This is a genomic window from Streptomyces sp. VNUA24 (assembly GCF_029167005.1).
GTDB lineage: Bacteria > Actinomycetota > Actinomycetes > Streptomycetales > Streptomycetaceae > Streptomyces > Streptomyces scabiei.
In genome coordinates, this window is record NZ_CP119143.1 from 7853297 (window position 1) to 7877838 (window position 24542).

Sequence of the window (24542 nt, forward strand, 5' to 3'; positions counted from 1 at the left end):
CGGGGGCCCGGGCCGGGTCAGTCCAGCACCCGGGCCAGCGCGAAGCCGTCGTACCCCTTGGAGCCCACCGTCTGGATCGCCGTGCCGCTCAGCCTCGGGTGCGCGGCGATGAGTTCGATGGCGGCCCGGGTGCCGCGGACGTCCGGCTCGGTGCTGCCGGCGTCGGCGACCCGGCCGCCGCGTACGACGTTGTCGACGACGATGACGCTGCCGGCCCGGGTGAGCTTCAGCGCCCACTCCACGTAGTGCGGGTTGTTGGCCTTGTCCGCGTCGATGAAGACCAGGTCGAACGGCTCGGGGTTCTCGTCCGTCAGCTTGGGCAGCGACTCCAGGGCGGGGCCCACCCGTACCTCGACGATGCCGTCGAGCCCGGCGCGCGCGATGTTGCGGCAGGCGACCTCCGCGTGCCGGGCGCTGTACTCCAGGGAGACCAGCCGGCCGTCGGCGGGCAGCGCGCGGGCCAGCCAGATGGTGCTGTAGCCGCCGAGGGTGCCGATCTCCAGGATGCGGCGGGCGCCCTGGATCAGGGCGAGGAGATGCAGGAACTTGCCCTGGTTGGCGGCGACGTCGATGGCCGGCAGTCCGGCCGCCTCGTTGTCGCGCAGCGCCGCCTCCAGGGCCTCGTCGTTCGGGGCGAGGTGGGTGGTGAAGTAGGTGTCGACGTCGTCCCAGGTCCGCGACTCGCTCATGAAGCTGCGCCTCCCGCGCCTTTCGTCGGAGCATTTCCTTAGATCAGCTAAGTAGATGCGCTAAAGAATAGGCGCGGGGCGGGCTCCTGTCAGCGGTTCCCGGGGCGTGTTTCAGCCGATCGGCCCGGATTTCGGGTCGGCGGGAGCCGCGGGAGCCGCGGGAGCCTGCGGATGCGCGCCCGGCGGTATCGGCGCGCCCGGGGCCGGGAACGGGCCCGGCGGCGGGTACGCCCCCGGCTGCGGCGCGTACCCGCCCGGCTGCGGATACGCCCCCGGCGGCGGCACGGGCGGCAGCTGCCGTTTCGCGTTGCGCCTGAGCACGATCGCCACGGCGACACCCTTGATCGCCAGTACGGCGAAGCCGATGCCGAACGTCACCAGCCAGCCGGGGATGCCCCACACGGTCCACATCTCGTCCACGTGGATGACCTTTCTATAGGAGTCGTCGGTCGCCGCCCGCCGCAGCGTGTGGTCGCCGGAGATCAGTTCCGGCCGCGGGAAGTCCTGCTCGACGGCGGTGAGGAAGTCCGTACCGCCCCCGGTGAGATCGGCGAGCGGGCCCGACCGCCCCGCGAGGCGCCCGGCGAACGTCACCGACGGCTCGTCCCCGCCGATCGAGGAGCCCGGTTCCATCCGGTGCTCGGCGAGAACGTACAGGTCGAGGGCCTGCGGGGTGGTGGCCAGGCGGGACAGACGCATCGGGTAGACCGGCGCGTCGGCGGCGAAGGCCAGATGCAGCGGGTCGAGGGTGCCGGTCAGCGGTCGGCCGGCGGCGGTGTCCTCCGGCGCCAGCCGGACCGCCACGTACTCCCACTCCTGCCGCACGTACGGCTCCAGTGCCGTGTCCAGGCGGTCCGGGAGCGAGAAACCGTTGTCGTCGAGCCAGTCGCCGAGGGCACCGGAGTCGGTGGCGGTCAGCCGGGCCACGTCGAACGGGCCGAGCCGTTCACGGCCGACGACCTCCACCGGAGCCCCCGGACTCCGGGGCGCGGCGTCCCCCGCCGCACCGTCGCTCTCGAACAGGTCGAACGGCCAGTCCCGCGAGCGCGGCCAGAAGTACTCCCGCCGCTCGTACACGGGCGCGGTCTCCGAGGCGAGCCGCTCGAAGACGGCCGCGTCACCGAGCCGCACCGTCGCGCGGTGCGGCACCGGCATGATCCAGGCGGCCGTGCGGGCGTCGCCCGAGACCGTCAGACTCATGACGATCTGCTCCTCGCGGCCGTCCCAGCGCACCACGGACGTCTCGCGGTTCACGTACACGTTCCGCCGGCCGTCCGGCACCATCGCCCCGCAGCCGCAGGCGTACGCCGGTGCCACGAGCGAGGCCAGCTGGAAGCCCAGCAGCGCGAGCACCACGACCAGAAGCCGTCCGCGCCCCCATAGGCAACCGTTCATCCCCCGTGCTCCCGTTATGTTTTCCGCGGTCCTGCAAGAGGGCCGCTGGCCTCCGGGCCCGGCATGACTGTGTCCCCCTGTCGAACGGATGACCTGGGGGGTGATGTCACCGGGCCCGGAAGGTGCCGTCGGAGACGCTGATGAGAGGTCCGGCCACCGTCCGGTCCGGCGCAATGCCGGACAGCTCGCGGGCGGCAGGTCTGCATAACGTGGATGCGCGCGTACGACACCACTGCCGAGGCCGGCACACTCAACTCCCCTGGAAGGGCACGATGGTCGACACCGAAGACGTGGGCGTGTTCCTCGGCCTGGACGTCGGCAAGACGGCCCACCACGGCCACGGGCTCACCCCGGCCGGGAAGAAGGTCTTCGACAAGCAGCTGCCCAACAGCGAGCCGAAACTGCGGGCCGTCTTCGACAAACTGACCGAGAAGTTCGGCACCGTCCTGGTGATCGTGGACCAGCCCGCCTCGATCGGAGCCCTGCCCCTGACCGTCGCCCGGGATGCGGGCTGCCAGGTCGCCTATCTGCCCGGACTGGCCATGCGCCGGATCGCCGACCTCTACCCGGGCGAGGCGAAGACCGACGCCAAGGACGCCGCGGTGATCGCGGACGCCGCCCGCACCATGCCCCACACCCTGCGCACCCTGGAGCTGGCCGACGAGATCACCGCCGAGCTGACCGTGCTGACCGGCTTCGACCAGGACCTCGCGGCCGAGGCCACCCGCACCTCCAACCGGATACGCGGCCTGCTCACCCAGTTCCACCCGTCACTGGAACGCGTCCTCGGCCCCCGCCTCGACCACCCCGCCGTCACCTGGCTGCTGGAGCGTTACGGCTCTCCGGCCGCACTGCGAAAGGCCGGCCGCCGTCGGCTGGTCGAGGTGATCCGTCCGAAGGCACCGCGCATGGCCGCACGACTGATCGACGATGTCTTCGATGCCCTCGACGAGCAGACCGTCGTCGTCCCCGGCACCGGCACCCTCGACATCGTGATCCCCTCCCTGGCCGCCTCGCTCGCCACCGTCCACACCCAGCGCAGGGCCCTGGAAGCCCAGATCAACGCCCTGCTGGAGGCCCACCCTCTTTCCCCGGTCCTGACGTCGATGCCCGGCGTCGGCGTCAGGACCGCCGCAGTCCTGCTGGTCACCGTCGGCGACGGCACCGGCTTCCCCACCGCCGCCCACCTCGCCTCCTACGCCGGCCTCGCCCCGACCACGAAGTCGTCCGGGACCTCGATCCACGGCGAACACGCACCCCGAGGCGGAAACCGGCAGCTCAAACGCGCCATGTTCCTCTCCGCCTTCGCCTGCATGAACGCCGACCCGGCCTCCCGCACCTACTACGACCGCCAGCGAGCCCGCGGCAAAACCCACACCCAGGCCCTCCTCCGCCTCGCCCGTCAACGCATCAGCGTCCTGTTCGCCATGCTCCGCGACGGCACCTTCTACGAACCCCGCATCCCCAAGGACGTCGAACTCGCCGCATGACCCCAGCCAGCCAATCCACCCCAACCTGGGCGCCTTGACGAAAGACATAGAGGCACCCCCCCGTCGTGCGTCCGTGCCTGCGGCCATGCTTTCAGGCGATTGTCAGTGGCCTGTCACGACCCCGCACGTGACGCGCATCCGTGATCGACGTCGTGCCCTGCGAGGGCGGACAACCTCGCGCGCACTATGGTCATCCCGGACAAAACAGAGGTGGCTCCCGGGTGAAGCTGGGGTTACCCGTGTCCTGAGAGGGGGCCAGTGCGAGCCTTCTCGGTGGGACGACGACGGCTCGGAGGGACGACAGCGCGTGGCGACGGAGCGGAGCAGACCGGGCGGTGCCGTCGGCACGGGTGCGGCGGTGGGCCGGTTGGGGACGGTACGGGCCGTGCTGTGGCTGGTCGCCGCGGTCCTGGCGGTGCGGCAGGTCGCCGTCGCGCTGGGCACACCGAAGGGTGAACGGCTCACGGACCTGGAGACGTGGGTCGGGCCCGGCGGAGTCCTGCACGTCACGGGCTCGCTGTACGACTCGACCCGGTTCACCGGCACCCCGTTAGCCGGCCTCGTCCTCAAGCCCCTCACCCGAACGGCCGAACAGGCTCTGGGTTGGGGCTGGACCTTCGGCACGCTGCTGCTGGTGGTCTGTCTGGGTCTGGTCGCCGCCCGTGCTCTGCCCGGGCCCGCCACCCGCCGCACGGCTCTGCTGGCGGCTCCGGTGGCGATCACCTTGCTGATGCTGTCGCTGCCGGTGCGCAACACGCTGTATCTGGGCCAGACCAGTGTCCTGCCGGTCCTGCTGGTCCTGGTGGGCTGTTTCCTGGTGCGGGGCGAGCGCGCGGGCGGTGTCTGTGTGGGGCTCGCCGCGGCGTTCCAGCCGACGGTGCTGCTGTTCGTGGTGCTGCTGTGGTTCACCGACCGCCGGCGCGCCGCCGCGAGCACCGGGATCACGTTCGCCGCCGCCACGGCGCTGGCCTGGGCGGCGCTGCCGCACGACTCCTACACCTACTGGGTGCACCACCTGGCCGGTGTCGGCCTGGGCGGGAGGGCCGACGACCTCGCCAACCAGTCCCTGCACGGCGCCCTGCTCCGCTTCGGCCTCACCGGCCCGGCGGAGATCGCCGTCTTCCTCGCCCTGGCGGCCGCGGTGGCCGTGTTCGGCATGCGGCGGGCCGTCCACTACGCCCGCGACGGGCAGCTCCTGCTCGCCGTCGCGATCACCGGCTGCGTCGTGGTCGCCGTCTCGCCGACGTCCTGGCAGCACCAGCTGCTGTGGGTGCTGCTGACGGTGGTCGGCCGGGTCGGCACGCAGCAGTCCTCGCGCTACGCCTGGCCGGTCGCGGTGGTCCTGGTGATGACGCTGCCCGCGAAGATGATGGTGCCGAACGCGGCCGTCCTGCAGCCGCTGCGCGACAACGTGGTCCTGCTGGCCGCGTTCGCCGCCGCGCTGGTGGTGCCCTTCCTGTCCCGCACCTCGCAGTACTACCGCACCCCGGTTCCCACCCGGTACGCCCCGAAGCCGCGGACGCGTTTCCGCTGGGCTCCGCTGCTGCGGAGGGTGGCCACCCGGCCGAACCTGTTGCTGGAGCTGTTGCTGATCCGGGTCACGTATGCGGCCTATCAGCGCACCCGGCTGGAGGCCACGGGCAGCCGGGCCGCCGCGGAGGAGCACGCCGGGCAGATCCTCGCGGTGGAGAAGGTGCTGTTCCTGGATGTCGAGCACTGGTTCAACCACACGGTCGTCCAGATCGGCTGGCTGCGGGGTTTCTTCGACTTCTACTACACCTCGTTCCATTTCGTGGTCCCGCTGACGGTCCTCGGCCTCCTGTACTGGCGGCGTCCGGCGGACTACCGCTGGGCCCGCACGGCGATCGGCTTCACCACGGTGCTGGCGCTCGTCGGTTTCTTCTTCTATCCGCTGGCGCCGCCGCGGCTGATGCCCGGTCTCGGGATCATCGACACGATCCATGGTGTCCAGGACTTCTCCCGTCCGGACTACGGCAGGCTGACGGAGGTGGCCAACCAGTACGCGGCGATGCCGTCGCTGCATTTCGGCTGGTCGTTGTGGTGCGGGCTGACGATCGCGATCGTCGCGCCGAGGGTGTGGATGAAGGTGCTGGGTCTGCTGCATCCCTTCTTCACGGTCCTGGCGATCGTGGCGACGGGCAATCACTGGGTCCTCGACGCGGCCGGCGGCGCGGTCGTGGTCGGCGCGGGCTTCGCCCTCACCTACCTCCTGACAGGGCCGAGGACCATCGTGTCCCGGCCGCAGGCCGGGGAACCGGGTGAGCACCCGCGCGTGGACCGCGACCCGGCGCCGGGCCTGTCGCCGGTGTCCCGGCAGAACGACGGAGGCAGGGGCGGGGCGTAGGGGGGCTGCGCCCCTGCCTCCATCGGGACGGGCCGACGGCGCCGGGAGGCCGTCGGCCCGAGCACTGCGGGGTGGGGCCCTCAGCCCGTGGTCACCTGGAGGTGCTTGACCCCGTTGATCCATGCCGAGCGCAGCCGGCTCGGGTCGCCGGCCAGCCGGAGGCCGGGCATCGCGTCGGCGATCGCGTTGAAGATCAGGTCGATCTCCAGGACGGCCAGGGACTTGCCGAGGCAGAAGTGCGGGCCTCCGCCGCCGAAGCCGAGGTGGGGGTTGGGGTCACGGGTGATGTCGAAGGTGTCGGGGTCGGTGAAGACGTCCGGGTCGTGGTTGGCGGAGGCGTAGAAGATGCCGACGCGGTCCCCCTTCCTGATCCGCTTGCCGCCCAGTTCGAGGTCCTGGGTGGCGGTGCGCTGGAAGGCGTTGACCGGTGCGGCCCAGCGGACGATCTCCTCGGCCGCCGTCGCCGGGCGTTCGCGCTTGTAGAGGTCCCACTGGTCGGGGTGGGTGAGGAAGGCGTGCATGCCGTGGGTGATGGCGTTGCGGGTCGTCTCGTTGCCGGCGACCGCCAGCATCAGCACGAAGAAGCCGAACTCGTCGGAGGTGAGGTTCCCCTCGTCCTCGGCGGCCACCAGGGTGGTGACGATGTCCTTCGCCGGGCACTGCTTGCGGTCGGCGGCCATGTTCATGGCGTAGGCGATGAGTTCCATCGCCGACTGCTGGCCGACCTCCTCGGTGATGGCGTACTCCGGGTCGTCGTAGGAGATCATCCGGTTCGACCACTCGAAGATCCGGATGCGGTCCTCCTGGGGGATGCCGATCAGCTCGGCTATGGCCTGCAGGGGGAGTTCGCAGGCGACCTCGGTGACGAAGTCGAAGGGCCCGGCGTGGGCGCCGGCCTCCCGGGCGATGGTCAGGGCGCGGTGGCGCAGGTTGTCCTCCAGCGCGCGGATCGCCCGCGGGGTGAAGACGCGCTGCACGATCTGGCGGACCCGGGTGTGCTCCGGCGGGTCCATGTTCAGCAGGATCAGCCGCTGGGCGTCGATCGCGTCCCGCTCGATGTGCTCGTTGAAGCGGATGATCGCGGTGTTGACCGTCGAGGAGAACAACTCCGGGTGCGTGGAGACGTATTTGACGTCCGCGTGCCGGGTGACGGCCCAGTAGCCCTCGTCCGCGAAGCCCGCGATGCCGGGTGCCTGCGGAATCCAGTGGACCGGTTCCGTGCGGCGCAGTTCGGCGAACTCCGGGAGGGGGACACGGTGGTGCAGCAGGTCGGGGTCGGTGAGGTCGAACCCGTCGGGCAGCGCTGGACAGGGCATCGGCGACTCCTGACGGAGCATCAGATGGAGAGAATTGCGGTGACCGTAGTAACGGGTTCTACAACAAGCAAGGGGTACGGGCTTTTCAGTTGCCGCACGCCCCTTGCGGTGGCGGAGCCGCGCTCAGCAGACTGCTGAGGAGAACTAGAACGCGTACTAGTTCTGCGTGGCGGGCCGGGCCGGGACGCCCCGCGCCGCGCGGGTAACCGTTGAGAGGAATCCCCATGGCCGCGGAACCCGTGATCGTCGAAGCCGTACGCACTCCCATCGGCAGGCGCGGTGGCGCGCTCGCCAACCTGCACCCCGCCTACCTGCTGGGCGAGACCTACCGTGAACTCCTCGGCCGGACCGGCATCCCCGCCGACTGCGTCGAGCAGATCGTCGGCGGCACGGTGACCCACGCCGGTGAGCAGTCCATGAACCCCGCGCGCACGGCCTGGCTGACCATGGGTCTGCCGTACGAGACGGCCGCGACCACGGTCGACTGTCAGTGCGGGTCCTCGCAGCAGGCGTCGCACATGGTGGCCAACATGGTCGCGGCGGGCGTCATCGACGTCGGGATCAGCTGCGGTGTCGAGGCCATGTCCCGGGTGCCGCTCGGGTCGGGGTCCAAGCACGGGCCCGGCAAGCCGTTCCCGGAGGAGTGGAACGTCGATCTGCCCAACCAGTTCGAGGCGGCGGAGCGGATCGCCCGGCACCGGGGGCTCACCCGGGAGGACGTGGACGCGCTCGGGCTGCTCTCCCAGGAGCGGGCCGCCGCCGCGTGGGCCGAGGAGCGGTTCAAGAAGGAGACCTTCGCCGTCCAGGTGCCGACGACCGAGGCGGAACAGGGGGCCGGGCAGGGCATGTGGCGGCTGGTCGACCATGACGAGGGGCTGCGGGACACCTCCGCGGAGGCGCTGGCCCGGCTGAAACCGATCATGCCGACGGCCGTCCACACGGCGGGCAACTCCTCGCAGATCAGCGACGGGGCGGCGGCGATCATGTGGGCCTCCAAGCGGATGGCGCGGGCGCTGAAACTGCGGCCCCGCGCGCGGATCGTCGCCCAGGCGCTGGTCGGCTCCGATCCCCACTTCCACCTCGACGGGCCGATCGACGCGACCAGGGCGGTGCTGGGGAAGGCGGGGATGTCGCTCAAGGACATCGACCTCGTCGAGATCAACGAGGCCTTCGCGTCGGTGGTGCTGAGCTGGGCACAGGTCTTCGAGCAGGACCTGGCGAAGGTGAACGTCAACGGGGGCGCCATCGCCCTCGGCCATCCGGTGGGGGCGACGGGCGCCCGGCTCATCACGACCGCCCTGCACGAACTGGAGCGGACGGACAAGGAGTTCGCGCTGGTGACGATGTGCGCGGGCGGGGGGCTGGCGACGGGGACGATCATCCAGCGGTTGTGAGGCGGGGAGGGCGCCGCCGGTGCTGACGGGCCGGGGGCGGTGCCCTTCGGCCCGTCGGGCCGTGGGCGGGCGACCGTCACGGCCGCCCACGGGCCGACGGGCCTCAGGCCGATGCTCCGCGCGGGGAGGCCGTTGCCCTGCGGTCGTTCAGCCGGTGCCCACCGCCGTCCAGCCGGTGGCCTGCGCCTGCGGGGGTTGATGGCCCGCGCCCGCACCGTGCGGTTGGCGTGCGGCTGCTGCGGTGCTGAGGCCGTTGGGCCGGCGGGCCGTGGCTTTTCGGTGGCCGGCCCGTTGCCGGGCCGCCCGGGGCCGTACCGTCGGCGCTCACAGTTCCGGTGGGTCGAGGGTGCTCAGGTCGGATGGGAGCAGCCCGGGGTGGTAGGCGGCGAGCGCGGCGCCGCCGAGCCACCAGCCACGGTAGATCAGGGCCCGGCACAGGGACGGGCTGAGACGGTCGAAGACGGTGGGGACGAGGGCGAGGTCGCGGCCGTCGTGCGTGCGGTGCTCCGGGAAGGCCGCGCGCCAGCGGTGCGGGAGCGGGTCCGCGTCCGGGAAGTCCGTGGAGAGCTGCACCAGGATGCCCCGGCGGGCCCCGTCCGGGAGTTCGCCGACGGGCCCGAGCGCCGCGGCGCGCCGGAAGCGCTCGATCGTGGCCCGGGTGCGGAGCGTGGTGCTCTGGCGGTAGAGGAGCGAGTTGGCCCTCGCCAGGTCGCGGATCACCGGGATGCGGCCGTACATCCCGGGACGCAGCAGGCCGCCCGCGTTGAGGGCGCACAGGAACGAATGGCGGTAGCGGTCGCCGTCGATGGCCTCCAGGCCGGTGTTGTCGTAGGTGCCGCCGTCCAGGAGGGCCGGGTCGTGTGCGGCGCAGGGGAAGGGGGAGCCGTCGAGGACCACGGGCGGCAGGAGTCCGGGCACGGCGGCCGAGGCCGAGACGGCGCGGCTCAGGCGCAGACCCGTGCCCGCCGTGCGGGCGAGGCCGATGGAGTAGTCGCCGTACACGTCGCGTTCGAAGCCGAAGCGGACGCCCGTGGTCATGTTGGCGGCGTTGACGATCCAGCGGACCTGGGGGTCGAGGTCGGCCAGCTCGGTCTCGCCGAGGAACCAGTCGTCGAGGCGCCGGGCCAGCAGGTCGGTGCGGGTGGTGGGGCCGAGGGTGCGCCAGATGTCGCGCAGCAGCGACCGCTTGAGGGAGTGGGACGAGACGTGGTCGACGACGGGGGCGGTCACCAGCTCGTCCACGGCTCGCGGGGTGAAGTTCCGCTCCCGCAGGGCCGGCCAGGCGGTGGCCAGGCACGCGTTCGCGATCGAGCCGCCGGACACGGACGACGCGTAGCGCAGATGGCGCAGCAGCCCGGCGTCGGCCAGCAGACGGACGAAGCCCAGGGCGGAGAGCGTGGCGCGGAAGCCGCCGCCGGAGAGGGCGAGGGCGACCGGGGTGCCGGTGGCGGGCGGCGGTTCGGCCGGGCGGAGCGGGTCCCCGCAGGGGCGGGCGGTCAGGCCGGTGCCGAGGGCGGGGGAGTCGACGGCCCACGCCGGGCCGTCGGACGGGCCGGGGGGTGCCGCGGGGGAGGGGGCGGCCTCCGGCGGTGCGGGGCGGGGGGCGGGGCGTGTGAAGGTGTCGTGCGCGTGCCGGGACCTGGTCATGGCCGGTCTCCCATCGAGATGACGAGCGCCTGGTCGGCGGGGCCCCTGACCTCGACCTCGAAGGCCCGGTCCGCCCGCAGTTCCGCCAGCGCCTCCTCGGCGAAGGGGATGTGGTTGGTGAGGTGGACGACGTACTCGTCCTCGGGCGCGCGGGACTCCACGAGCCAGCGCAGGGTGTCCTCGCCCGGGTGGTGGTGGCGGACGCCGTCGGCCGAGATGACGTAGTGGTCGGCCCGGATCCGCTCGAAGAAGTCCGGCTCCACGTTGCGTTCGCTGCCGTGGTGCGGGAGCTTCAGCAGGTCCACGTGGAGCGGGGCGGCGTCGTCCAGCAGGTCCAGCGCGCGCAGTCCGGCGAGGACGTGGTCGCCGCGGGCGTCGCCGGTGAGCAGCGCGGTGCCGTCCGCGTGCCGCAGGAGCAGCACGATGCTGGACAGGTTCGGCACCGAATCGTCCGCGTAGGCCGCCGAGATGACCTCCGGGTCGCCGCGCCGTCTCGCCTCGTGCCACTTCTCCGCCAGCTCGGCCAGCGCGCCCTCGTCCGGCGCGACGACCGTGACGTCCAGGTCGTGCAGGGTCGCCTCTGCACCCTCGGTGAGGGGGCCGCCGAACGGGGCGTTGCCGTCCAGGCGCAGGGCGACGACCGCGTCGCGGATGTCCCGGCCCTGGTTGTAGCTGGCCGTCACCGCCGCCTCGGAGACGGCGGCGCGTTCGAGGAGCGGGTGGACGGAGGCGCTCAGGCCGGGAGCGTGCCGGTCGACCAGCTCCTCCACGGCGTTGAACCACAGCGCGTCCACGTCGTACGGCAGGGCCTCACCGTCCTGCTGGGCCTGCCGCATGTCCCGGAAGAGGCGCACGAGTCCGCCCGCGTGGTCGTCGTCGACGTGGGAGAGGCAGACGACGTCGAGGTGGGGAGGGAGGCCGTCGCGCGGGGGCTCGTGTGCGGGCGGGTCGCCGTCCCCGTCGTGGCCGCCCGGGCGGGCGCGGCTCCCGTCCGGGCCGGCGAGCCGGTGCAACCGGCCCTGCAGGGAGGCCCGGTAGACGGGGGAGGGGCCGCCGTCGACGAGCATGACCCGTTCGCCGTCCGGTCCTCGCCCGTTCTCGGGGCCTGGTCCGCCCTCGGGCCCTTGTCCGTCCCGTTCCGCGTCCCAGCGGACGAGGAAGCAGTCGCCGTGGCGGGCGTCGAGGAAATCGAAGGTCAGCATGGTCGCCTGCCTCGCCGGGCCGGTGGCTCGGCCGTCACACGGACTGCATGGCGCGCAGTACGTCGACGAGCCCATGGCCCTGGAAGTCGCGTTCACGGGCGAGGTCGGTCGCCGTCGCGCAGAGGATCTCCTTCACGCGCTCGGGGCGGCCGAGCAACTCGCGGTAGCGGGCCAGCAGCATGGCCGCGGCCCCGCTGACGTGTGCCGCCGCCTGGCTGGTGCCGTGCATGGCGGCGATGCCCTCGCCGGGGATCGGTCCGTCGATGTCCTCCCCCGGCGCCACCAGGTCGGGTTTGGGCCGTCCGTCGCCGGTGGGGCCACGGCTGGAGAAGTAACTGACGCCGTGGCGGTGCGGATTGCTGCGGTGGGTGGAGCCGACCGTGATGACGGACTCCGCGTTGCCGGGGTCGGAGATGCTGATGTCCTGGAAACCGGTGCCCAGCGTGCGTACGGCACCGGTGAACCCGGCGTTCCCGGCGGCCGTCACCACGACCACCCCGGACCGGGTCAGCCGGTCGCACTCGACGCACACCGGGGTCCACCCCGTGGAGTGGGTGGCGACGTCGTGCGGCACCGACAGACTGAGGTTGACCCCGGCGATGACGAACCGCCCCGCCTGTTCGTTGATGTGCCGGATGGCCTGCAGCGCGGTGACGATGGAGAACTCGTCGCCCTCGCCGTCGTCGTTCAGCACCCGGAAGTCGTACAGCCGGATGCGCGGGCAGATGCCCCTGAACTCCAGCTCCGGCCACCAGCCGCCGATGATCCCGGCGATGTGCGTGCCGTGCTGGTCGCCCGGCGGCACGTAGGGGTCCGGCTGCCCCAGGGCGGGCGGGCCGGGGGCCGGACCGGCCTCGACGGACGGCAGGGCGGCCGTCCAGTTCACCAGCCCGTTGACCAGCGCGTCGTCGGGGAGTTTCGCCCGTACGCAGGTGAAGTCGAAGGAGCGGGCGATGCGCGACTCCAGTCTGCGCGGCGGTGTGATGGTGGTGTCCCACTCGTGGAACGCCGAGTGCCGCGCGTCGATGCCGCTGTCCACGACGGCCCAGCCGATGGAGGCGCTGTCCACCGAGAACACCTGCTCGGCCGCGTCGGCCTTGATGGTCCGCCGGGACCGCACGACCGCGCGGGTGGCCCGGCGGTTCGTCGTCACCGAGACCACGGGGTACTTCTGCCGCCGGTCGACGACCTGTCCGACCGGGCTGTGGGCGCCCCGCACCGGGTACACGTCCGGGACGGCCTCGGCCAGCATGCGGACGAGCGTGCCGGTGACGTCCTGGTGACGGGGGTGCCCGCCCGCGTCCGCCACCACCCTCGCCAACAGGTTGAGGAACCAGGTGAGTTGCCGCCCGCGTTCCTGCCTGCGCCGCATGTTGTCGTGGATCTCGCTGGTCGCCGGCGCCCGGATGTGCCCCCGCAGCGCCGCGTCGATCCCCTCCGCCCCGCTCTCGACGGCGAGTTCGTGGGCGACCCGCACCACCCCGGCGAGACTGGTCAACGGCAGCAGCACCGTCACCAGTTCCTCCAGCGTCAGCTGCGCCACGACGAAGCTCCCGGCCGCGACCGGCCGGGCCGCCTCCGTCAACCGCAGCGCCTGCAGACGTTCCAGGGCCCGTTCGACCCCGTACTCCTCGCGGACGGCGAGGATCAGATCCTGCCGGTACTCGGGCGAAGGCGACGCCGGTGTCGGTGCTGGTGGCGCCGGTGTCGGTGTCGGTGGCATCGGCGGTTGCGTCGACGGTGACGCCGGCGGTGGCGTCGGCGGTTCGGAGAAGGCCAGCCAGACGTCGAAGTGCACGGGGCAGTCGGTGGCCCAGAGGACGGGGACGGGGCCCGTTCCGTAGAACACCGCCAGGAGTTCCGATCGGTCCATCATGGCTCCCGATGCGCGGGGCGTGGGAGGGACTTCAGGGACTCTTTCCATTCTCCGCCGCGGCCCCGGCCCCCGCATCCGGGGCGGACACGACGAAGAAGGCGGCGGCCCCGGGGATCGGGGGCCGCCGCCTTCGGTCCGGTTCGGCCGGTCCGGCCGGTTCGGCCGGGGGCGCGAGTCGTGCCGGATCAGTACCAGTTGTTGGCCTGCCAGAAGTTCCACGCGCCACAGGGGCTGCCGTAGCGGTCCTTCATGTAGTCCACGCCCCACTTGATCTGGGTGGCGGCGTTGTTCTTCCAGTCGGAGCCCGCGGAGGACATCTTCGAGCCGGGGAGCGCCTGGACCAGGCCGTAGGCGCCGGAGGACGCGTTCGTCGCGTGGATGTTCCAGTCGCTCTCGTGGTCGACGATGTGGGAGAAGCACGCGTACTGGGCCGAGTTCCCGATCATCTTCTTCGCGACAGCCTGGGCCTGGGAGGCCTCCGACGCGGCCTGGGCGGGCGCGGCGGCGAACAGCGCACCGGTGGCGGCAGCGGCCAGGGTGACGCCGGCGAGGGCCTTCTTCGGGGAGGCGATGCGGCGGAGAGCGGAGCGGGTCACGGGGATCCTTTTCTACGGGGACAGGGCGGTCGCGGGCATGCCTTCACCACGTGGTGTGCGGTGGGGGCGTACGTCGGCGCCGAGGCCCGGGTGGGCTCGTCGGCGCCGTGCGACTCCTCCAGAGAAACAGCCCGAGCGGACGTCCGCAATGACCCCTTTTGCTAGTTGTGGTCGTATCTGCACCGAGGGCCCCACCTGTGACGTGGCTCTCATTGCGCAGGTCAGCGGGCATTTCTCCATGCACATGCCATGCGCTTCGATCTACGACCCCGCTTCGTATGTGATGTGGGTCCTGTGGGCTGCTTCACCGCTCGCGCGACGGACGGTGATCCCAGCTGCGCAGAGCGTTCACCGAGGAGCGGGGGCGAATGTGACCGCGCTCTCGCACGCGGCGCCGGGGGTGGCCCGGGGCAGGGCCGTCAGCGGCGGGGGTGCCGAGGGCGAGGGGCAGGGTGGCGATGACGACCGCGCTGGCCCGAGTGCCGGCCGGGACGTGGCAGGCGGTGACGACACCGCGGCCCAGGTGCCGGCCAGGGGCGTGGCGGGCGGTACGCGACGAAAGGCGCGGCCCCGACCCGGGCGCCGGGGTTAGGTTCGGGCCATGCGCATGGGGAGACTGCTGGGATCGGGCCGCACGGCCGACGTGTACGCACTCCACCTCGACGAGGACGAGTCCACACCGCCCGCCGACGCCGGGCTCCCGCCCTCCCTCGAACCCTCCGCCCCCGACGGACGGGCCGTCGGCAACGGACGGGCCGACCGTGACGGAGCCGACAGCTCTGCCGGACGCGACGGCGGCGGCCGCACCGGCACCGGCGACCCCGGCGGCCGCAACCGCCCCGCCAGCCATACCGGCTCCGACGGCTCCGTCGGCCACGCTGGAACCGGCGGCCATATCGGATGCGACGGCCCCGGCAGCCGTACCGCCCCCGGCAGCCGTACCGCCCCCGGCAGCCGTACCGCCCCCGGCGCACCCGACGGCCACGCCGGAGCCGGCGGCCATACGGGCCGCGCCGGCCTGGACGGTCGTACCTGCCCCGGCGCCCCCGCCGGAGACGGTCCCGGCGCCCCCGCCGGAGATGGCCCCGGCCACCACGCCGGAACCCGTGGCCCCGCGAGCCCGGCAGGGGCCACCGCCGCCTGGGTGCTGCGGCGTTACCGGGACGGCTGGGGTGACGCGGTCGGCGAGGCCGAGGTCATGGCCTACGTCCGGCGTCACGGATACCCCGTCCCACGCGTGCGCTCGGCGACCCGTACGGAGATGGTGCTGGAGCGTCTGTCCGGGCCGACGATGCTGGAGGCCCTGGCCACCGACCTGATCGACCCGGCAGGGGCGGGCGCCATCTTGGCCCGCCTCCTCCACGCCCTCCATGCTCTCCCGCCCCGCGACGGGACTCCCGGCTCCCGTGTCCTGCACCTGGACCTGGACCTGCACCCCGACAACGTCATCCTCACGCCCCGCGGCCCCCAGGTCATCGACTGGAGCAACGCCGAGGAAGGACCGCCCGGCCTCGACTGGGGCATGTCCGCGATGATCCTGGCCCAGGTCGCCGTCGACGCGGCCGACGCACGCGCGGGGATGGCCCACGCCGTCCTCGTCTCCCTCCTCGCCCACCGGCCCGAAGGGCCCTGCGCCCTGACGGAGGAGGGCCTCGTCGAGGCAGGGCGACGCCGGGCGGCCACGCCGACGATGACCACGCGCGAGGTCGAACTCATCTCAGCCGCGGAGGAGTTGGCCCGAGCCGTCATGCACGACGGGGCGACGGGCCTCAGACCGCCGCGTACGTGATCGGGTCGCTCCCCGGTACCGCCTCCGCCCGCCCCAGTTTCACCAGGCGTCGGAGGTGGGCCTCCGCCTCGGAGACCGCGATGTTGCGGGAGCCGAAGGGGATCTGGGACCAGGGGCGGTTCCACTCCATGCGTTCGGCGAGCTGCCAGGCGGTGAGCGGGGTCGCGAGGAGGGTGAGCAGGCCGGTGAGCCGGGACTCGTGGTGGGCCAGTAGCTCCTCCACGCGGGCGGCGGTGTCGGTGAACGCGTACTGATGGGCGGGCAGGACCTCGGCGGGGGCGAGGCGGCCGACGCGTTCCAGGGAGTCGAGGTAGTCGCCGAGGGGGTCGGTGACGGTGTCGTCGTCGGGGTCCTCGTAGAGGCCGATGTGCGGGCTGATCTCGGGAAGGAGGTGGTCGCCGGAGAACAGGCGCCCGTGGCCGGGCAGTCCGGAGGGGTGCGCCTCCTCCAGGTGGAGGCAGACGTGCCCCGGTGTGTGCCCCGGCGTCCAGATCGCGCGGACGCGGCGGCCGGGGAGGTCCAGGAGTTCGCCGGGGACGATCTCGCGGTCGGGCAGCGCGGGGGAGAAGCCGGGCAGCGCGCCGGGGCGGCGCGGGGCGCGCAGCGGCGCCAGGTGTTCCTCGGGCGCGCCCGCCGCCGTGAGCTTGTCCGTCATGTACGTGAACCAGCGGTCCGGGCCGGTCCCGCGCGTGCGCCGCACGATCGCCGTGTCCGCCGCGTGCATCGCGATCCACGCCCCGGACGCCTCGCGCACCGCCCCCGACAGGCCGTGGTGGTCGGGGTGGTGGTGCGTGATCACGACCCCGTGGACCTCCGCGACCGACGTACCGCACGCCGTCAGTCCGTCGGCGAGCGTGTCCCAGGACGCCGGGTCGTCCCAGCCGGTGTCGACGAGGACCGGCCCCCGGTCGGTGTCGACGACGTACACGAGGGTGTGGCCGAGCGGGTTGTCCGGGATGGGGACCTCGATGGACCGTACGCCTCCGCCGTGATCGGTCACGTGTGTCATGAACTCACTATAACTAGAACGGGTTCCACCAGGGATGGGCGTGCGGGCGCCCGGTCACGGCCGTCCGCAGGCGGACGACATGGACTCCTCCCCCGGGAACTGGTATCAGTTCTCTACCAGAAACTGACGGTACGTCAGAGAAGTGGCTCCGGGAGGCAGCGGCCATGACCGAACTCGTGGAACACGGACAGCTGTTCATCGGCGGGGAGTTGACCGACCCCCTGGGCACCGATGTCATCGAGGTGGTCTCACCGCACACCGAGGAGGTCATCGGCCGCGTCCCGCACGCGTCGCGCGCGGACGTCGACCGGGCCGTGGCCGCCGCACGCCACGCCTTCGACCACGGCCCCTGGCCGCGCATGACCCTCGACGAGCGCATCGAGGTCGTCACCCGGATCAAGGACGCCTTCGCCGTGCGCCACGAGGAGTTCGCCCGGATCATCAGCTCCGAGAACGGCACCCCGGTCACCTCCGGTGTGATGGTGCAGGCGCTCGCGTCGATGCTGGTGTGGGACGCCGCGATCACGACGGCCCGCGGATTCACGTACGAGGAGCGGCGCGACGGCGTGCTCGGCAAGATCCTGGTGCGGCGCGAGCCGGTCGGGGTCGTCGCGGCCGTCGTCCCCTGGAACGTCCCCCAGTTCACCGCCGCCGCCAAACTCGCTCCCGCCCTCCTCGCCGGCTGCCCGGCCATCCTGAAGGTCTCGCCCGAAACCCCGCTGGACGCCTACCTGTTGGCGGAGATAGCCGTCGAGGCGGGCCTGCCCGAGGGCGTGCTGTCCGTCCTCCCCGCCGACCGAGAGGTCAGCGAGTACCTGGTGGGGCACCCGGGCGTCGACAAGGTCTCCTTCACCGGTTCGGTCGCCGCGGGCAAGCGGGTCATGGAGGTCGCCGCCCGCAACCTCACCCGCGTCACCCTGGAACTGGGCGGCAAGTCGGCGGCGGTGATCCTGCCGGACGCGGACACGCAGACCGCCGTCAACGGCATCGCCCCCTTCGCCTGGATGATCAACGGCCAGGCGTGCGTCGCCCAGACCCGCATCCTCGTCCCGCGCTCCCGTTACGACGAGTTCGCGGAGGCGTTCGCGGGCTACGCCTCCGCGCTGAAGATCGGCGACCCCCTCGACCCGGCCACCGAACTCGGCCCCCTGGTCGCCGAGCGCCAGCAGCGCCGCAGCCTGGACTACATCCGCATCGGCCAGGAGGAGGGCGCCAAGATCCTCACCGGCGGCGGCCGTCCCGCCGGCCTGGAGCGCGGCTGGTACGTGGAGCCGACCCTCTTCGGCGACGTCGACAACTCCATGCGCATCGCCCGCGAGGAGATCTTCGGCCCGGTGATCTGCCTCCTCCCGTACGGCGACGAGGACGACGCCGTCCGTATCGCCAACGACTCCGACTACGGCCTCAGCGGCAGCGTCTGGACCGCCGACGACGAGCGCGGCATCGACATCGCCCGCCGGGTCCGCACCGGGACGTACTCCGTCAACACGTTCAGCCTCGACATGCTCGGCCCCTTCGGCGGCTACAAGAACTCCGGTCTGGGGCGGGAGTTCGGCCCCGAGGGCTACGGCGAGTACCTGGAGCACAAGATGATCCACCTCCCGGCCGGGTACGAGCCGCCCGGCACCAGCACGGTCACCCTCACCGTCGACGAGGCGGAGTGACCGGCGATGGGTGACCGCTGGACCGTGGAGGTCGACCGGGCCGTCTGCATCGGCTCCGCCCAGTGCACGCACCTGGCCCCGGACGCCTTCCGCCTCGACTCCGCCATGCAGTCCCACCCCGTCGCCCCCGAGACCGACGCCAACGAACGCATCCTGAAGGCGGCCGAGGGCTGCCCGGTGGAGGCGATCGCGATCGCCCTGCCGGGCAGTGGGGAGCCGGTGTTCCCGCCGGAGGAGTAGCGGCCTACGCTCGGCGGTCGGTACGGAACGATCGAGAAGTCGGGGCGGGAAAGCGTGCGGAAGTCCGAGGCCGGGGAACTGATCAGGCAGGCGCGGGAGGCATGGGACGCGGAGGAATGGCGGCGCGCCGCCGACCTCTACGAACAGGTGCTCGCCCATTTCCCGGACGAGAAGCCGAGCGCGGCGTGGTGGTACGACGCCGCCCTCGGCCACAAGTTCCTGCGCGACTGGGACAAGGCGTACGAACTCGGTGTCCAGGCCGCCGCCCGCGCACCGCGCGGCGAGGGCGACCCCGCCTTCTGGAACCTGGGCATCGCGGCCACGGTCCGCCGCGACTGGGCCGTCGCCCGCGACGCCTGGGCCGGATTCGGCATCACCCTGCCCGACGGCGAGGGCGAGATCCACGGCCGCTTCGGGCAGGCCTGCGTCCGCCTGGACACCGAGGGCTCGCGCGAGGTGGTGTGGATCGAGCGGCTGTGCCCGACGCGCGGACGCGTGCTGAACGTCCCCGTGACCGGCGGCCGCCGCCACGGCGAGATCGTTCTCCACGACGGCGAGCCCAACGGCGAACGTGTCGTCGACGGCTCGGCCTTCCCGGTCTTCGACGAACTGCTCCTCTTCGAGCCGTCCGACCTGCCCACGTTCCAGGTGACGGTCGCGGCCGGTGAACCGGACGACCTGGACACCCTCGTCGCCCTCTTCGCCGACCACGGCTTCGCCGCCGAGCCGGCCGCCACCCTGACGACGTACTGCGCCTGCTGCAGCGAGGGCACCCTCCACAAGGAGCCCCGGGGGACCCGTGCCGGCGCCCAGCGTGTCTTGCTCGCGGCCCCGGAGGACGAGGCCCGCCGCCTGCTCGACCGGTGGGCGGGGGAGACGGCGATCGGGCGCAGCTGGAGCGGGCTGGAGGCCGTGGCCTAGAGGGAGACTCGACCGCCCGGAATGCCTGAATGTCGGAAAAGTCGAAAAAGTTCCCTTCAGGGGGTTGTCTTCCCCGTGGGGCGTTCTATGGTGGAAATCGGCCTACGAGACGAGTGAGGGAGCCGACCGAAGTAGCCGACAGCGGCGTGAGGCAGCAGATCCGCCGGTGCCGACGTCGACGGTCGGGCTGAGAGGCCGGAAGGCAGCACGACAGGGCCTGACGGTGACCCCAGCACCTGACGCCGGATGAGCGGTACCGGGTCAGGAACCCGTCTCGTAGGTCTTTTTTCCTGCGTTCCCGCGCGGTGGCTGCCGACCAGCCGACTGGCCGTAGTGTCGTCCTCCCGCGGCCTTCCGGCCTGCTTCAGGACTGCGTCCGCCGGTCCGGGGCCGTCAGGTCGATCAGACGGCACACCGTCTCGATGTCGATCTTCACCTGGGCGATCGAGGCGCGGCCGGACAGCCAGGTGATGAGGGCCGAGTGCCAGGTGTGCTCGATGACCCGCACCGCCGACAACTGCTCCGGCCCCGGGTTCTCCAGCCCCATGGCGTCGAGGATGATCGCGGTCGTCTGGTGGGAGACCTGGTCGACCTCGGGGCTGACGCTGCGGTCGGCGAAGGTCAGCGCGCGGACCATGGCGTCGGCGAGATGGGGCTCGCGCTGCAGCGCGCGGAAGGCCCGCATCAGGGTCTCGGCGACGCGCTCGGCCGCCGTCGCGCCGCTCGGGGGCTTCTTGCGGAGCGTGCCGTGCATGTGCTCCAACTGGTCCTGCATCGTGGCGACCAGCAGATGGATCTTGGACGGGAAGTAGCGGTAGAGCGTGCCGAGCGCGACCTGCGAGGACTCGGCGACCTCCCGCATCTGCACGGCGTCGAAACCGCCCCGGCTCGCCAGCTGGGCGCTCGCGTGCAGGATGCGGCGCCGGCGGGCCTCCTGCCGCTCCGTGAGGGGCGGTGAGTCCGGTCGCCCGGCGCCGGCTTCCACCTTGACTTCCGCAGGCATGGGTCTCGTTCCGTGACAGTCGTGAGGGTTGTGACAGTCGTGGGGGTCGTGACGGTCGGTGAGGTATGCGATCAACTAGCATGCCAGGGCGTGTGCCGTGGCGTGAATCACCTGATCCACCTCTCACAGCCGTCCTACCAGCCGGTAGATTCAGAGCCTCTTGAACGATCAACTCTGAAACTTGTTCTAGATTACCGTCTCGTCGTAATCTCACGGGAAATCGCAGTGAGAAGGGGGCCAGGAGTGACCGCGGAGGCCAGTCAGGCGGGGTCCCGACGTGACCTCGCCGCGGACGGCGAGCGACCGCTCACCATCGCCCTCCTCACCTATAAGGGGAACCCGTTCTGCGGGGGACAGGGCGTCTACGTACGGCACCTCTCGCGCGAGCTGGCCCGCCTCGGCCACCGGGTCGAGGTGATCGGCTCCCAGCCGTACCCGGTGCTCGACGCGGACGCCGTACCCGCCGACGGTCCGGGCGGGGTCTCCCTCACCGAGCTGCCGAGCCTCGACCTCTACCGCCAGCCCGACCCCTTCCGCACCCCGAAGCGGGACGAGTACCGCGACTGGGTGGACGCCCTCGAAGTGGCGACGATGTGGACCGGCGGCTTCCCCGAGCCCCTGACGTTCTCCCTGCGCGCCCGCCGCCATCTGCGGGCCCGGCGCGGGGAGTTCGACGTCGTCCACGACAACCAGACCCTCGGGTACGGGCTGCTGGGCGATGTCGGCGCACCCCTGGTCACCACCATCCACCACCCCATCACCGTGGACCGGCAGTTGGAGCTGGACGCGGCCGAGGGATGGCAGCGGCGGATGTCCGTGCGCCGCTGGTACGCCTTCACGCGCATGCAGAAGCGGGTCGCACGGCGGCTGCCGTCCGTGCTCACCGTCTCCGGCACCTCCCGCCAGGAGATAGTCGACCACCTCGGCGTCCGCGACGACCGTATGCACGTCGTGCACATAGGCGCCGACACCGACCTCTTCTCGCCGGACCCGGCCGTGGCCCGGATCCCGGGCCGGATCGTCACCACCTCCAGCGCGGACGTGCCGCTCAAGGGCCTCGTCTTCCTCGTCGAGGCGCTCGCCAAGGTGCGCGCCGAGCACCCCGCCGCCCACCTCGTCGTCGTCGGCAAGCGGCCCACCGAGGGCCCGGTCGCCCAGGCCGTCGAGCGCTACGGCCTCGAAGGCGCCGTCGAGTTCGTCAAGGGCATCTCGGACGCCGAACTCGTCGACCTGGTCCGCTCGGCCGAGGCAGCCTGCGTGCCCTCGCTGTACGAGGGGTTCTCCCTGCCCGCCGCCGAGGCCATGGCCACCGCCACGCCGCTGGTCGCCACCACCGGCGGAGCCATACCGGAGGTCGCCGGACCCGACGGCGAGACCTGCCTCGCGGTGCCCCCGGGCGACGCGGGCGCCCTGGCCACCGCCCTGACCCGGCTCCTCGGCGACCCGGAACTCCGGCGGCGGCTCGGCCGCGCCGGCCGCGAACGGGTACTGCGGCGCTTCACCTGGGCCCGCGCCGCCGAGGGCACGGTGGCCCACTACCGCGAGGCCGTGGCCCGCGCCGAAGTCTCCGCGGCCCCCGGAACCCTCGATGCCGCCCATGCCGCCCATGCCGCCGAGGACGGGGAGACCCACGAGGGCGCCCCGGCCGCCGCCGGCACAGTCGAGACCAACCGCGAAAGCGCCAACCGCGAAAGCAGGGCCACGTGCTGACCGTCGATTTCTCCCGGTTCCCGCTCGCCCCGGGGGACCGGGTCCTGGATCTCGGCTGTGGAGCGGGCCGGCACGCCTTCGAGTGCTACCGGCGCGGCGCCCAGGTCGTGGCCCTCGACCAGAACGCCGAGGAGATCCGCGAGGTCGCCAAGTGGTTCGCGGCGATGAAGGAGGCCGGCGAGGCCCCCGAGGGTGCCACCGCGACGGCCATGGAGGGCGACGCCCTCGCACTGCCCTTCCCCGACGAGTCCTTCGACGTCGTCATCATCTCCGAGGTGATGGAGCACATCCCCGACGACAAGGGCGTCCTCGCCGAGATGGTCCGGGTGCTGCGGCCCGGCGGCCGCATAGCCATCACCGTGCCGCGCTACGGCCCCGAGAAGGTCTGCTGGGCACTCTCCGACGCCTACCACGAGGTCGAGGGCGGCCACATCCGCATCTACAAGGCGGACGAACTGCTGGCCAAGATCCGCGAGGCGGGCCTCCAGCCGTACGGCACCCACCACGCGCACGCCCTGCACTCGCCGTACTGGTGGCTGAAGTGCGCGTTCGGCGTCGACAACGACAAGGCGCTGCCCGTGCGGGCGTACCACAAGCTGCTGGTCTGGGACATCATGAAGAAGCCGCTGCTCACCCGGGTCGCCGAGGAGGCGCTCAACCCGGTGATCGGCAAGAGCTTCGTGGCCTACGCCACCAAGCCGCACCTGCCACCGCTGGCCGACCGGGACGCCGGCGGCGTCTCCGAGGCGGCCGCCAAGTGACGACGCCCCGGACAGAACACCTGGTCCTGCCCGGGGTCCTCACCGCGGAGGAGGCCGCCGCCACCGTGCGGGGCATCCTCGCGGTGCAGCGCGCGGACGGTGCCATCCCGTGGTTCCGGGGACACCACCTCGACCCGTGGGACCACACCGAGGCGGCCATGGCCCTGGACGCGGCCGGCGAGCACGAGGCCGCCGAACGCGCCTACGCCTGGCTGAGCCGGCACCAGAACCCCGACGGCTCCTGGTACGCCGCCTACGCCGACGGGGACCCCGACGACGTCACCGACCGGGGCCGCGAGACCAACTTCGTCGCCTACATAGCCGTCGGCGTCTGGCACCACTACCTGGCCACCGGCGACGACACCTTCCTCGACCGGATGTGGCCCGCCGTCTACGCGGCGATCGAGTACGTCCTGCGGCTCCAGCAGCCCGGCGGCCAGATCGGCTGGAAGCGCGAGGACGACGGCACACCGGTGAACGACGCCCTGCTGACCGGCAGTTCGTCCATCCACCACGCCCTGCGCTGCGCGCTCGCCATCGCCGAACAGCGCGAGGAACCGCAGCCCGACTGGGAGCTGGCGGTCGGCGCGCTCCGGCACGCGATACGCCGCCACCCCGAGCGGTTCCTCGACAAGGACCGCTACTCGATGGACTGGTACTACCCCGTCCTCGGCGGCGCGCTGACCGGCAGCGAGGCCAAGGCCCGGGTGGAGGAGGGCTGGGAGCGCTTCGTCGTGCCCGGACTCGGCGTCCGCTGCGTGGTCCCCAACCCGTGGGTGACCGGCGGCGAGTCGGCCGAACTCGCCCTGGCCCTCTGGGCGATGGGCGAGTCCGACCGCGCCCTGGACATCCTCCAGTCCATCCAGCACCTGCGTGACCCCGCCTCGGGCCTGTACTGGACCGGTTACGTCTTCGAGGACCGGGCCGTCTGGCCCGAGGAACTGACCTCCTGGACCGCCGGATCCGTACTGCTGGCCGTGGCCGCGCTGGGCGGCGACGAGGCGACCTGCGCGGTCTTCGGCGGGGAGCGCCTGCCGCGCGGGCTGGACGACTTCGACGACTCGGAGTGCTGCTGAGGTGAGGGGACGCGGGCCCCGCTCCTCAGCGATGCGGGGCACCGCGCGACCCGCTCCCACCGGAGGCGACCGCACTCAGTGGCGGTGCATCCGGTTGGCGATGGCGTGCCCCACGAACAGGTAGACGACGGCCGCCAGACCGTAGCCCGCCACCACCCGAGCCCACTGCTCGTCGAAGGTGAACAGGTCGTGCGACCAGCCGGCGAGCCAGCGGGCCGCGTCATGGATGAACTGCACGAAGTCGTTCGCGCCGTTCGCGCCCAGGAGATACATCAGGATCCACAGGCCCAGGATGAAGGCCATGACGTCGGCCACGATCGCTATGACCCGGCCCGCCTGGTTGGAACCGCCATATCGAGACATGCTCAACGGGTTGCCCGGATACGTGTCCTGAAACCC

The 24542-nt window shown here is 72.1% G+C and carries 20 protein-coding genes; 10 read left to right on the top strand and 10 right to left on the bottom strand.

The features are described from left to right. Window positions 1–17 precede the first annotated feature (17 nt). Window positions 18–689: an O-methyltransferase gene (locus PYR72_RS33685; RefSeq protein WP_275458787.1), complete on the bottom strand. Its 672-nt coding sequence runs from the start codon at window positions 687–689 to the stop codon at window positions 18–20. Between the two features lie 111 nt (window positions 690–800). Next, complete coding sequence (locus tag PYR72_RS33690) at window positions 801–2084, bottom strand: DUF2330 domain-containing protein (protein WP_275458788.1); 1284 nt, start codon at window positions 2082–2084, stop codon at window positions 801–803. 272 nt (window positions 2085–2356) lie between these two features. Here PYR72_RS33690 and PYR72_RS33695 point away from each other — a divergent pair, with 272 nt between their 5' ends. Further along, the gene (locus PYR72_RS33695) at window positions 2357–3574 is read left to right on the top strand and encodes an IS110 family transposase (protein WP_275454541.1); all 1218 of its coding nucleotides are present in this window, start codon (window positions 2357–2359) and stop codon (window positions 3572–3574) included. A 307-nt stretch (window positions 3575–3881) separates the two neighbouring features. After that, window positions 3882–5939 carry a bifunctional glycosyltransferase 87/phosphatase PAP2 family protein gene (locus tag PYR72_RS33700; RefSeq protein WP_275458789.1) on the top strand — a complete coding sequence of 686 codons (2058 nt, stop codon included), beginning with the start codon at window positions 3882–3884 and terminating at the stop codon, window positions 5937–5939. An 80-nt stretch (window positions 5940–6019) separates the two neighbouring features. On the opposite strand, the gene PYR72_RS33705 is transcribed toward PYR72_RS33700, so the two are convergent. Then, window positions 6020–7255: a cytochrome P450 gene (locus PYR72_RS33705; RefSeq protein ID WP_275458790.1), complete on the bottom strand. Its 1236-nt coding sequence runs from the start codon at window positions 7253–7255 to the stop codon at window positions 6020–6022. Window positions 7256–7479: 224 nt separating this feature from the next. Between PYR72_RS33705 and PYR72_RS33710 the strand changes: the two genes are divergently transcribed. After that, window positions 7480–8649 (top strand): steroid 3-ketoacyl-CoA thiolase, encoded by a 1170-nt coding sequence (locus tag PYR72_RS33710; RefSeq protein ID WP_275458791.1) that lies wholly within the window; start codon window positions 7480–7482, stop codon window positions 8647–8649. Between the two features lie 324 nt (window positions 8650–8973). Here PYR72_RS33710 and PYR72_RS33715 read toward each other — a convergent pair whose 3' ends face one another. The 4 genes from PYR72_RS33715 to PYR72_RS33730 form a co-directional block, all read right to left on the bottom strand. Then, window positions 8974–10296 (bottom strand): patatin-like phospholipase family protein, encoded by a 1323-nt coding sequence (locus PYR72_RS33715; protein WP_275458792.1) that lies wholly within the window; start codon window positions 10294–10296, stop codon window positions 8974–8976. Further along, on the bottom strand, window positions 10293–11498 hold the full coding sequence (locus PYR72_RS33720) for a hypothetical protein (RefSeq protein ID WP_275458793.1): 1206 nt from the start codon (window positions 11496–11498) through the stop codon (window positions 10293–10295). The genes PYR72_RS33715 and PYR72_RS33720 overlap by 4 nt, the downstream gene beginning before the upstream one ends. 34 nt (window positions 11499–11532) lie before the next feature. After that, window positions 11533–13374, bottom strand: coding sequence for a S8 family serine peptidase (locus tag PYR72_RS33725; protein WP_275458794.1), 1842 nt, complete (start codon window positions 13372–13374; stop codon window positions 11533–11535). A 185-nt stretch (window positions 13375–13559) separates the two neighbouring features. Continuing rightward, window positions 13560–13970: a transglycosylase SLT domain-containing protein gene (locus PYR72_RS33730; RefSeq protein ID WP_275458795.1), complete on the bottom strand. Its 411-nt coding sequence runs from the start codon at window positions 13968–13970 to the stop codon at window positions 13560–13562. A 601-nt stretch (window positions 13971–14571) separates the two neighbouring features. Here PYR72_RS33730 and PYR72_RS43005 point away from each other — a divergent pair. Further along, on the top strand, window positions 14572–15759 hold the full coding sequence (locus PYR72_RS43005) for a phosphotransferase (RefSeq protein WP_343245546.1): 1188 nt from the start codon (window positions 14572–14574) through the stop codon (window positions 15757–15759). Here PYR72_RS43005 and PYR72_RS33740 read toward each other — a convergent pair. Beyond that, the gene (locus PYR72_RS33740) at window positions 15740–16768 is read right to left on the bottom strand and encodes an MBL fold metallo-hydrolase (RefSeq protein ID WP_275458796.1); all 1029 of its coding nucleotides are present in this window, start codon (window positions 16766–16768) and stop codon (window positions 15740–15742) included. The genes PYR72_RS43005 and PYR72_RS33740 overlap by 20 nt on opposite strands. A gap of 164 nt (window positions 16769–16932) precedes the next feature. Between PYR72_RS33740 and PYR72_RS33745 the strand changes: the two genes are divergently transcribed. The 3 genes from PYR72_RS33745 to PYR72_RS33755 are packed head-to-tail and all read left to right on the top strand — an operon-like array spanning window position 16933 to window position 19593. Next, window positions 16933–18432 carry an aldehyde dehydrogenase gene (locus tag PYR72_RS33745; RefSeq protein ID WP_275458797.1) on the top strand — a complete coding sequence of 500 codons (1500 nt, stop codon included), beginning with the start codon at window positions 16933–16935 and terminating at the stop codon, window positions 18430–18432. Window positions 18433–18438: 6 nt separating this feature from the next. After that, window positions 18439–18672, top strand: coding sequence for a ferredoxin (locus PYR72_RS33750; protein WP_275458798.1), 234 nt, complete (start codon window positions 18439–18441; stop codon window positions 18670–18672). Between the two features lie 54 nt (window positions 18673–18726). After that, window positions 18727–19593, top strand: coding sequence for a tetratricopeptide repeat protein (locus PYR72_RS33755; RefSeq protein WP_275458799.1), 867 nt, complete (start codon window positions 18727–18729; stop codon window positions 19591–19593). A gap of 364 nt (window positions 19594–19957) precedes the next feature. Here PYR72_RS33755 and PYR72_RS33760 read toward each other — a convergent pair whose 3' ends face one another. Next, window positions 19958–20596, bottom strand: a complete 639-nt coding sequence (locus PYR72_RS33760; RefSeq protein ID WP_275458800.1) for a TetR family transcriptional regulator — start codon at window positions 20594–20596, stop codon at window positions 19958–19960. Between the two features lie 243 nt (window positions 20597–20839). On the opposite strand from PYR72_RS33760, the gene PYR72_RS33765 reads away from it, so the two are divergent. Genes PYR72_RS33765 through PYR72_RS33775 form a run of 3 tightly spaced genes read left to right on the top strand, consistent with a single transcriptional unit; the run spans window position 20840 to window position 24143 of the window. Beyond that, window positions 20840–22306: a glycosyltransferase family 4 protein gene (locus PYR72_RS33765; protein ID WP_275458801.1), complete on the top strand. Its 1467-nt coding sequence runs from the start codon at window positions 20840–20842 to the stop codon at window positions 22304–22306. Beyond that, the gene (locus PYR72_RS33770; protein WP_275458802.1) at window positions 22300–23067 is read left to right on the top strand and encodes a class I SAM-dependent methyltransferase; all 768 of its coding nucleotides are present in this window, start codon (window positions 22300–22302) and stop codon (window positions 23065–23067) included. The genes PYR72_RS33765 and PYR72_RS33770 overlap by 7 nt, the downstream gene beginning before the upstream one ends. After that, entirely contained in the window at window positions 23064–24143 is a 1080-nt protein-coding gene (locus PYR72_RS33775) for a prenyltransferase (protein WP_275458803.1), read from the top strand. Before PYR72_RS33770 ends, PYR72_RS33775 begins: the two co-directional genes overlap by 4 nt. A 75-nt stretch (window positions 24144–24218) precedes the next feature. On the opposite strand, the gene PYR72_RS33780 is transcribed toward PYR72_RS33775, so the two are convergent. After that, on the bottom strand, window positions 24219–24506 hold the full coding sequence (locus tag PYR72_RS33780; protein ID WP_037725301.1) for a hypothetical protein: 288 nt from the start codon (window positions 24504–24506) through the stop codon (window positions 24219–24221). Between the last annotated feature and the right edge of the window lie 36 nt (window positions 24507–24542).